The 8,425-nt window shown below is 72.7% G+C and carries 8 protein-coding genes; 5 read left to right on the top strand and 3 right to left on the bottom strand.

All coding sequences use genetic code 11. From position 1 onward, the window contains the following. Positions 1–139: 139 nt before the first annotated feature. On the bottom strand, positions 140–2,539 hold the full coding sequence (locus ACFWFR_RS14675) for a glycoside hydrolase family 3 C-terminal domain-containing protein (RefSeq protein ID WP_377623439.1): 2,400 nt from the start codon (positions 2,537–2,539) through the stop codon (positions 140–142). Positions 2,540–2,651: 112 nt separating this feature from the next. Then, positions 2,652–3,323 carry a hypothetical protein gene (locus tag ACFWFR_RS14670; RefSeq protein ID WP_377623438.1) on the bottom strand — a complete coding sequence of 224 codons (672 nt, stop codon included), beginning with the start codon at positions 3,321–3,323 and terminating at the stop codon, positions 2,652–2,654. Between the two features lie 717 nt (positions 3,324–4,040). Between ACFWFR_RS14670 and ACFWFR_RS14665 the strand changes: the two genes are divergently transcribed. The 5 genes from ACFWFR_RS14665 to ACFWFR_RS14645 all read left to right on the top strand — a co-directional run bounded on the left by ACFWFR_RS14665 (position 4,041) and on the right by ACFWFR_RS14645 (position 7,440). Next, the gene (locus tag ACFWFR_RS14665; protein WP_056646858.1) at positions 4,041–4,478 is read left to right on the top strand and encodes a hypothetical protein; all 438 of its coding nucleotides are present in this window, start codon (positions 4,041–4,043) and stop codon (positions 4,476–4,478) included. Continuing rightward, complete coding sequence (locus ACFWFR_RS14660) at positions 4,475–4,891, top strand: hypothetical protein (RefSeq protein ID WP_377616982.1); 417 nt, start codon at positions 4,475–4,477, stop codon at positions 4,889–4,891. The genes ACFWFR_RS14665 and ACFWFR_RS14660 overlap by 4 nt, the downstream gene beginning before the upstream one ends. Then, positions 4,888–5,985 carry a hypothetical protein gene (locus ACFWFR_RS14655; RefSeq protein ID WP_377623437.1) on the top strand — a complete coding sequence of 366 codons (1,098 nt, stop codon included), beginning with the start codon at positions 4,888–4,890 and terminating at the stop codon, positions 5,983–5,985. The genes ACFWFR_RS14660 and ACFWFR_RS14655 overlap by 4 nt, the downstream gene beginning before the upstream one ends. Continuing rightward, entirely contained in the window at positions 5,982–6,590 is a 609-nt protein-coding gene (locus tag ACFWFR_RS14650) for a hypothetical protein (protein WP_377623436.1), read from the top strand. The genes ACFWFR_RS14655 and ACFWFR_RS14650 overlap by 4 nt, the downstream gene beginning before the upstream one ends. A 220-nt stretch (positions 6,591–6,810) precedes the next feature. After that, positions 6,811–7,440, top strand: a complete 630-nt coding sequence (locus tag ACFWFR_RS14645; protein ID WP_377623435.1) for a LysE/ArgO family amino acid transporter — start codon at positions 6,811–6,813, stop codon at positions 7,438–7,440. A gap of 27 nt (positions 7,441–7,467) precedes the next feature. Here ACFWFR_RS14645 and ACFWFR_RS14640 read toward each other — a convergent pair whose 3' ends face one another. Further along, positions 7,468–8,298 (bottom strand): DNA polymerase beta superfamily protein, encoded by an 831-nt coding sequence (locus tag ACFWFR_RS14640; protein ID WP_377623434.1) that lies wholly within the window; start codon positions 8,296–8,298, stop codon positions 7,468–7,470. Positions 8,299–8,425: the final 127 nt, after the last annotated feature.

The raw sequence follows: 8,425 nt of genomic DNA, 5'->3' as shown, positions 1-8,425 counted from the left end.
ACGAAGAACACCAAGAACTGAGCCAACCCCGGCCGACGCTCCACGAACCCCGACCACCACCCACGCAACCGACCGAACAACGACGACCGCCCCCCGGACGGCGTCCGGGCCGACGCGGGGTCCGCCCCGCTCACGCCGCTCACCGGCGGGCCAGCTCGGCGCGCATCCGGCGGGTGCTCCGCCGGTTCCGGAGGAACGCCGAGACCAGGTCTCCGGTGCCCCGGAAGAAGCGGCCGTTGACGATCGTGACGAGTGCGGCGGCCATGTCCATGCTCACGGCACCGTTGGTCATCTTCGCGATGGCACGGAACGGCATCCCGCGCAGGAACAGCAGGTTGAGGTCAGGGGTGCCCTTGGCCTCGGCGCGAGCGATCCGTCGCGCCAGCTCACGGTAGGCGACCCGGGCCAGGGGGCTGCGCGCGTGCTCCAGGTCCGACAGGGGGCTGTTGACCCCGAGCGGTCCGGTCGCCCGGCCCCGCGCGGCCAGCGGGCGCCCCAGGAGGGAGGCGAACGCGTCGTCGGGCACGTCGGTGACCTCACCGGTCCGGTACTGCTGCGGCACGGCCGGGACCGTGGCCCCGGGGGCTGTCCCGGTCAGGACGTGCTCGGCCGAGAGCAGCACGGTCTCGACGTCGGACCCGACCTCGAGGGTCCACGTGCCGCCCTCGGTCTCCCAGGTTCCCGTCGCCGTCGAGAAGTGCCGGAAGGTGAACCGGTCGAACGCGATGCGCACACGCTGCGACTCCCCCGGCTCGAGGTGGACCTTCGCGAAGCCCTTGAGCTCGCGCACAGGGCGGTGCACGCCGTCGGTCCCCCGCCGCCCCACGTACAGCTGCGCGACCTCGGCTCCCGCGACGTCCCCCGTGTTGGTCAGGGTGAACGTCACGCCCTCGGCGTCGACCTCGAGGTCCGCGTACGCGAACGTCGTGTAGCTCAGCCCGAACCCGAACGGGAACGCCACCGGCGCGCCGACGCTCGAGTAGTAGCGGTACCCGACGTAGGGGCCCTCGCGGTACTCGGCGTCGACCCCTTCGCCCGGGTAGTAGCGGTAGGTCGGGGTGTCCTCGAGCCTGACGGGGTACGTCTCCGCGAGGCGACCGGACGGGTTCACCGCACCGGTCAGCACCCGGACCACGGCCTCGGCACCGCCCTGCCCGCCGAGGTAGCCGTGGACCAGGGCGGAGCACTGCGAGAGCCAGGGCACCTCGACGACCGACCCCGCGCTGAGGACGACGACGATCCGGCTCGTGACCGAGGAGATCCGTGCCAGGAGCTCGACCTGGCTCGAGGGGAGCCGCAGGTGCGAGCGGTCCTGGCCCTCGGACTCGCTGATCTCGTCGAGCCCCAGGTAGAGCAGGACGACGTCGGCCGACCTGGCCGCGTCGACGGCCTCGGCGACGAGGGTCGGGTCCGACGCCCCACCGCGCGTGAAGCCCTGCGCGGTCGCGACGACCTCGAGGTCGGAGCCTGCGAGCGCGTCGAGCGCCGTCGTGAGCCGGGTCGGGTTGACGACCGAGGACCCGGCCCCCTGGTAGCGAGGCGTCGAGGCGAAGTCACCCACGACCGCGACCCGGGTGCCCGCGGCGAGCGGCAGGACGTGGTCCTCGTTGCGCAGCAGCACGGCGCTCTGCTCGGCCGCCGTGCGCGCGAGCTCGTGGTGGGCGTCCGGGTCGACCTCGCGGCCGGCTCCCCCGATCCGGCTCACGAGGACCTTCAGCTCCTCGACCCGCGCGTCGAGGTCGGTCATGTCGAGGTCGCCGCGGCCGACCGCGGCCACGATCCGCGCCGCGGAGTCGAGCCCGGGCGACGGCATCTCGAGCGTGCCGCCCCGACGCACGGCCTCGACCGCGTCGTTGCCGCCGCCCCAGTCCGTCACGACTGCGCCGTCGAACCCCCACTCGTCGCGCAGGACCTGCTGGAGCAGGAACGGGTTCTCGTTGGCGTACGTGCCGTTGAGCAGGTTGTAGCTCGACATGATCGAGTAGGGCGCGGACTCACGGACGACGACCTCGAAGCCCGTCAGGTAGATCTCGCGCAGCGTCCGCTCGTCGACCACGGAGTCGCTCGTCATGCGGCGCAGCTCCTGGCTGTTGGCCGCGAAGTGCTTGGGGCAGGCCGCGACACCGCGCGACTGGATGCCGCGCACGTAGCCTGCCGCGAGTCGCCCCGAGAGCAACGGGTCCTCGGAGAAGTACTCGAAGTTGCGCCCGCACAGCGGGCTGCGCTTGACGTTGAGCCCCGGGCCGAGGAGCACGTCGACCCCCTGGTCGGCGGCCTCGGCACCGAGCGCCTCGCCCACGGACCGCGCGAGCTCGGGGTCCCAGCTGTTGGCGACCGTGGCCGCGGTCGGGAAGCAGGTCGCGGGCTGCGAGGCGCCGAGACCGAGGTGGTCGGCCGAGCCCGTCTGCTTGCGGACGCCATGAGGCCCGTCGGACAGCCACAGCGTCCGGATCCCGTGCCGCGGTACCGCACGTGTCTCCCAGACGCTCTCCCCGCTCAGGAGTGCGGCCTTCTCGAGCGTCGTCAGTTCTTCCGTCATGGTCTGCTTCCGTTCGCCCCGCGGCACGTGTGCGGCTCGCGGGTGTACTGGTGTGGTTCTGTCTCGCCTGGTCGCCCGGACGGCCCGCGACGACCTGGCCTCCGGGTCGGGTCTATCTCGCGTGGGCGGGGACCTGCCCGACGGCGTCCGGCACCGGGCCGGCGTCGCCGTCACCGCCCGTGCCGGGCTCCTGCCTGAAGATGATCTTGAGGATCGGGAAGTACACGACGACCGAGATCAGCGCGTTGACGATCATCGTGACGACGTCGGCCCCGGCCTCCCCGGTGCTGCCCCAGCGGTCGACCATGAACTGGTAGATCGGGTCCTTGTAGAACCCTTGGAGCGCCGCGGCGGCGAAGGTGATGACGACGTACGCGACCGTGTACCAGGCCGCTGCGCGCCAGATGTTCGTGCGGGACTTGAACGTGATGTTGCGCTGGGCGAAGAAGTTGATGACCTGGGCGACGAGCAGCGTGATCTGCACCGCCAGGAAGTAGGCGAGCCCTCCGCCGCCGTCCGGCAGCGCCCCCGCCGCGTAGTCGAAGATGTAGAACGTCGAGCCGTCGGCGTTCGTGCTCACCGCGAACGCCTGGAACGACTGCTCCACGAGCGGTGTCATGGTGAAGATCCACTTGATCAGCGGCATGAGCGCCAGCTGGAGCACGGTCATCCCGGTGCTCAGGAGCGAGAAGACGACGAACTGCGCGAAGGCCGGACGCCTCTCCGAGAAGTCGTTCCACGACCTGAGCACGCGCGTCTCCCTGATGCCGTTCGGTCTGTCCACCTGCGTGTCTCCTTCGACTGTCCACGAGCTGTCGCGGGGACGAGGCCGCTCGCCCTCACCCTCGGTGCGGGCACGGCGTGGACGACGTCCCGGGTCGCGACCACCTCCGCGCGGGGCTGCGACGCCCGACGACGGTGGGTGGCGCCCGAGGGCGACTGGTAACGAACTCATCACAGCCCACGCTCGACGGGGCACCGAGCCGCTTTGCATAACCTGTCGGTTCTGGCGCACAAACTGTCGCCCCACGGAGCGGGTCGAGCAGAGCCGGGCGCACGGCCGCGCGACGACAGCACTGGTGGGGACGGCGGCAGGGTTCGCTGCCTGGACACGGGCCAGGCAGCCGCCGCGGGAGCTCGCGCCCAACCGACAGCGGCGTCTTCCGGGGACCCCCTGCTCCCCCGGAAGCGCCGCGCGGGCGCGCTCGGACGGGACGCACGACCCCCAAGGCCTCGACCGTCTCGAGCGACGACACCCGTACTCTACTGACGGCAAAGTGGCACCGAGGTCGAAGTGCCGCCAGATGAGAGAGCTCTCATGTGAACTGCACCACATCGTCACGGACCGCGTCCCCGCTCCTCGTCCGCACCCCACGTGCGTCCCCCCAGCCCAGGACCGTGCGACGCCCGGCCGCCTGCGGCGAGCCGTCGCCGTCGGGCCGGAGGAATCTCTCGCTGCGCAATGCCACCAGCACCCGCTCGGTCCTGGGACAATCAAGAGGTGACGACACACGAGAACCCGCCGGGCGAGCGGCTCAGCCGCGCCTTTCAGCACCGACTCAACGAGCTCTTCGCGACCCGACAGCGTGCCGGACGCGGCGCGACCAACCGCGAGGTCGCAAGCTGGATGACCGAGCACGGCTACGCCGTCAAGGAGGCCTACCTCAGCGCGCTCCGCGGCGGGCACCGCACCTCCCCCTCGCTGCGCATCATCGAGGGCCTCGCGGCGTACTTCGGCGTCGAGCCCAAGGACCTCCTCGACACCGGCGAGGACCCCAAGAAGGAGCTGCGGCTCGCTCTCAACGACCACGGCGTCGAGGCCTTCGCGCTGCGCGCCGAGGGTCTGTCCGCGGAGAACGTCCGCGCCGTGACCCAGCTCCTGGACCAGATGCGCCGGATGCAGTCGCTCCCGGCCGTCGATCCCGTCGACGAGTCGTGAACGACCATCGCACCCGCCTGACCGCGGCAGGACTCGACCGAGCCCGCAGCATCGACGACGCCCGGCGCATCATCGCAGCCCTGCGCGAGCGACCCATCGACGTCGTCGACGGCCCGCTCGGCGAGGGGATCTCGGGGATGTGGCTCAGCATGCCCGACGGCGAGAAGATCATCGTCAACTCCGAGGCGACGCTCTCCGAGCGCCACCGGCACCACATCATCGCGCACGAGCTGGTCCACATCCTCGACGCGTGCGACGACCCGGACGCCCCGGCTCCCGGGCCCCAGCGCCGCAACCGGTACGAGGACCCGGTCGAGCACCGCGCCGAGTCGATCGCGAGCGAGCTCATGATGTCGATCGAGGCCACGGGCGGCGTCGCCCACCGTCTCGCCGGCATGGAGCGGTACCGGTGACCCTGGTCGCCTGCGCGCTCTTCGCCGGGGCCGCGCTCTGGACGGCCCTGCGCCACCGCTCGCAGCACCGCGGGGACTACGCCCTGACCTGGGGGCTCGCGCTCGTGGCCGCGGCCTCGGCGCTGCGCATCGCCCAGGTCGAGTCGTTCCTGCTCGAGCACGCGCCCGCGGGCGCCCACGAGCTCGCCAAGCACGCGCTGCTCGTCGCCGGCTGCCTGTGCATCGCCGCGTGGGTCCAGGGCACCCAGGGGCGTCGGCCTCGTCCGGCGTACCTCGCCACGGGGATCGTCGGTGTCGTCGGCGTGCTCGTTCTCGTCTACGCGCTCAACGGCCCGTGGGAGCGGCAGGACTTCGACCTGCAGACCGGCGGCAAGCCCTGGATGGCCCTGTACTGGGCCGCGTACTACGGGGCGTTCCTCTGGGCCACCGCGACGTTCGGCGTCTCGACCGTCCGGAACAGGCAGGACCGTCCTCGCAGCGACCGCTGGGGCATGGACCTCGCGGCCGCGGGCGCGTTCGTGGGTGTCCTGTGGGCGCTGCTGAGCGCCGTCAACATCGTCCTGCAGGAGCCGGGGGCGATCGAGCAGTACCGGTTGCTCGGCATCCGGACGCGGTACCTGATCGCGGCGTCGAGCATCCTGCTCACGCTCGGGATCATGGGCCACCTGCTCTCGGCCGCGCGGACCCGGCGACGACGACAGGCCGACCTGGGCGCCCTGCACGCCCACCTGGTCGACGCCGTCGCAGAGTCCCGCCTTCCGGCAGTGCGACCCGAGGTCGCCGAGTACCACCGGACCATCGAGATCATGGACGCGCTCGCGACCCTGGCCAGGTACTCGGCCCCGCGCGACGCCGCGCAGGTCCGGTCGCTGGTCGGCGAGGCCCCCGAGCCCGTGCTGCGGGCACTGCAGATCGACGTCGCCGCGACCCGGCGCGGCATGGACGAGCGACCGGACGTCCCCGCGGACTGGAGCGCCTGGGCAGAGGACGACCACGCCCTGCGTCACCTGGGCAGGGCGTTCCGCGAGCAGACGAGCGAGAAGCGCGCGATCGTGCTCGCGGGCGTCCTCGGCCCCGAGCAGGAGCTGCGATGACGGCGCCGACCGAAGCCTCCGTCGCCACCCCGCCCCGCTGGGCCGTCCTCGTGACGGAGGTCCTCGCGCCGGGCTACACGGTCGCGGCGCTCGTCCTGGCTGCAGCCCTGTACGCGTCGCCCGGTCTCGGCGGCGCGCCCTACGTCGTGCTCGCGGTCCTGCTCTGCGGCGGGCTGCCCTACCTGTTCGTCCACGGGCTCGCGCGGGCCCAGGTCCTGGAGTCCCGTCACGTGCGCCCGAGGGCCCAGCGCCTCGTGGTCTTCGCGGGGCTCGTCGTCATCGAGGTCTCGGCGATCCTCGTCCTGCACCTCGTCGGGGCCCCGCCCCTGCTCCCCCGGCTCCTCGCGGCCTACCTCGCGGGGATCGTGGCGATCGCACTGGTCACGCCGTTCGTGCGCGCATCGGTGCACACGGCCGTGTTCTCGGTCGCTGCCGGCGTCTCGACGGCCCTGTCGTGGTGGCTCGCGGCCGGGCTCCTGGCCGTTGCCGTCGTCGTCGGGCTCTCCCGCCTCGCAGTGCGCGACCATTCTCGCCGCGAGGTCGTGACGGGTCTCGTGCTCGGAGCCCTGGTGGGGGCCGTGGCCGCCGCAGCCCTCCTCGGCTGACGTCCCGCGGCGCTGGCCGCGCGCCCGACACGCCTGTGCGCGCCGGTCCGACCGGGTGCCGGACCTCGCGCGGCGAGGCGATATCCCTTGACCTCCCCCGCCCTGCGCGCGATCCTCGATCCATGCCGACGACGCCCCTCGCCCTGCCGCTGCCCGCCGCGACCACGCGACCAGCGGGCAGGCAGCAGGAGCTCCGGCCCCGGCGACCGCACCCGGTGCCATGACGGGCGCGCTGGTCGCCGGGCTCGTCGCGGGCTATGCGATCGCCATCCCGGTGGGCGCGATCGCCGTCTACCTCGTGACGCTCACCGCGCGCACCCGGTTCACGGTCGGCGCGGCCGCGGGCCTCGGCACCGCGACGGCCGACGGCATCTACGCGACGGTCGCGGTCGTCGCGGGGGCGGTCGTCGCCCCGCTCGTCGCGGCCGTCCGCACGCCGCTCACCTGGGCGTCGGTCGCGGTCCTCGCCTTCCTCGCGTGGCGCACGTTCCGCCCTGCGCTCCAGCGCGTCCTGCCCGACGGCGCCACGCCCCGTCCGGCAACCGGCGACACCACTCCCGTGCGCGCCTATGCGACGCTGCTCGGCCTCACCCTGGTCAACCCCGCGACCGTGATCTACTTCGCCGTCCTCGTGGCCGGTGGCGCCCTGAGCCCTGACGCGACGGGCGCGGAACGAGCGGTCTTCGTGCTCGCGGCGTTCGTCGCGTCCGCGAGCTGGCAGATGCTCGTCGCCGGTGGTGGCGCGGTGCTCGGTCGCGCCCTGACGAACGACACCGGCCAGCGCGTCACCGCTGCCGTGGGCGGCCTGGTGATCCTCGCGCTCGCGGTGCACCTGGCGCTCGGGGCCTGACAAGGGCACCACGGTGCCCCGAAGTGGTCACCCGGCGAGAACGGTGCCTCGCCCGAACGTCATGACCGCCGCCCTGAAGTAGTCCTCGGCGCGCTCGCGCGCCTCGGCCCGGGAAGACCGCTCCCCTGGGCTGCCCGATCCGTCGTGCGCGAGCTCGAGCTCCTCCGTCACGAACCGGCCGATCACGGCGCCGGCCGCCCCTGTCCCCATCTCGCGGGTCACGGCCTTGAGCGCGACGAGCTCCCCGACGGCGTCCTGCAAGGCCGTCGAGGTCTCTCCCTGCGCGAGCAGGGTGCGCAGGTCGAGCGGCGGGCTGCTTGCGTCCGGGTGGGCACGCAGCCAGCGCAGCACCGCGGCGGGCCTCAGCGCGTAGAAGACCTTCTTGAGCGAGACCTCGCTGCCCTCCCACCGTTCGCGCTGGCCACGGCCCAGGTGCACGTAGTGCCGGACCAGGGCGTCACGGTCGACCACGTCGGAGGCGAGCGCCCGCAGACCGTCCCGGAAGCCCTCGTCGCCGCGGTACACGATCCCCGACTCCAACCACTCGACGATCGTCGCGTTCCCCTTCACCAGGAGCTGCACCGCCTTGACGAGGTCCCACCCGTTGACGTCGAGGACGTCGTCGAGCGGGGTCTCCAGGACGTCGCGGCGCGGCCACGGCCCGAGGTAGTCCTCGGGAGCGCGGACGTAGACGAACCGGCAGTCGTAGTCGCTGTCCGGCGAGGGGAAGCCCCACGCCCGGCTCCCGCTCTCGACCGCCCACGGGATCGCCACGTGCTCGGTCACCACGAGGGTCTCGAGGCGGTCGTCGATCGAGGCGACCACCGCGGGGTCGAGGGACGAGGGAAGGGTGCGCATCCGGGGATGCTAGCCGCTGCACAGACCGGGTCCCCAGGCAATTCTCGGGCTTCCGCGGTGGAACCTCGCCCAGGCGCCGGCAGCCCTACCCCAACGACGAGGCCCCGGTGGCCGGTCGCGCGAGGAG

This window comes from Oerskovia sp. NPDC060287, assembly GCF_042726775.1.
GTDB classification, from domain to species: Bacteria; Actinomycetota; Actinomycetes; order Actinomycetales; family Cellulomonadaceae; genus Oerskovia; species Oerskovia merdavium.
This window is presented reverse-complemented; position numbering and strand designations above follow the sequence as displayed.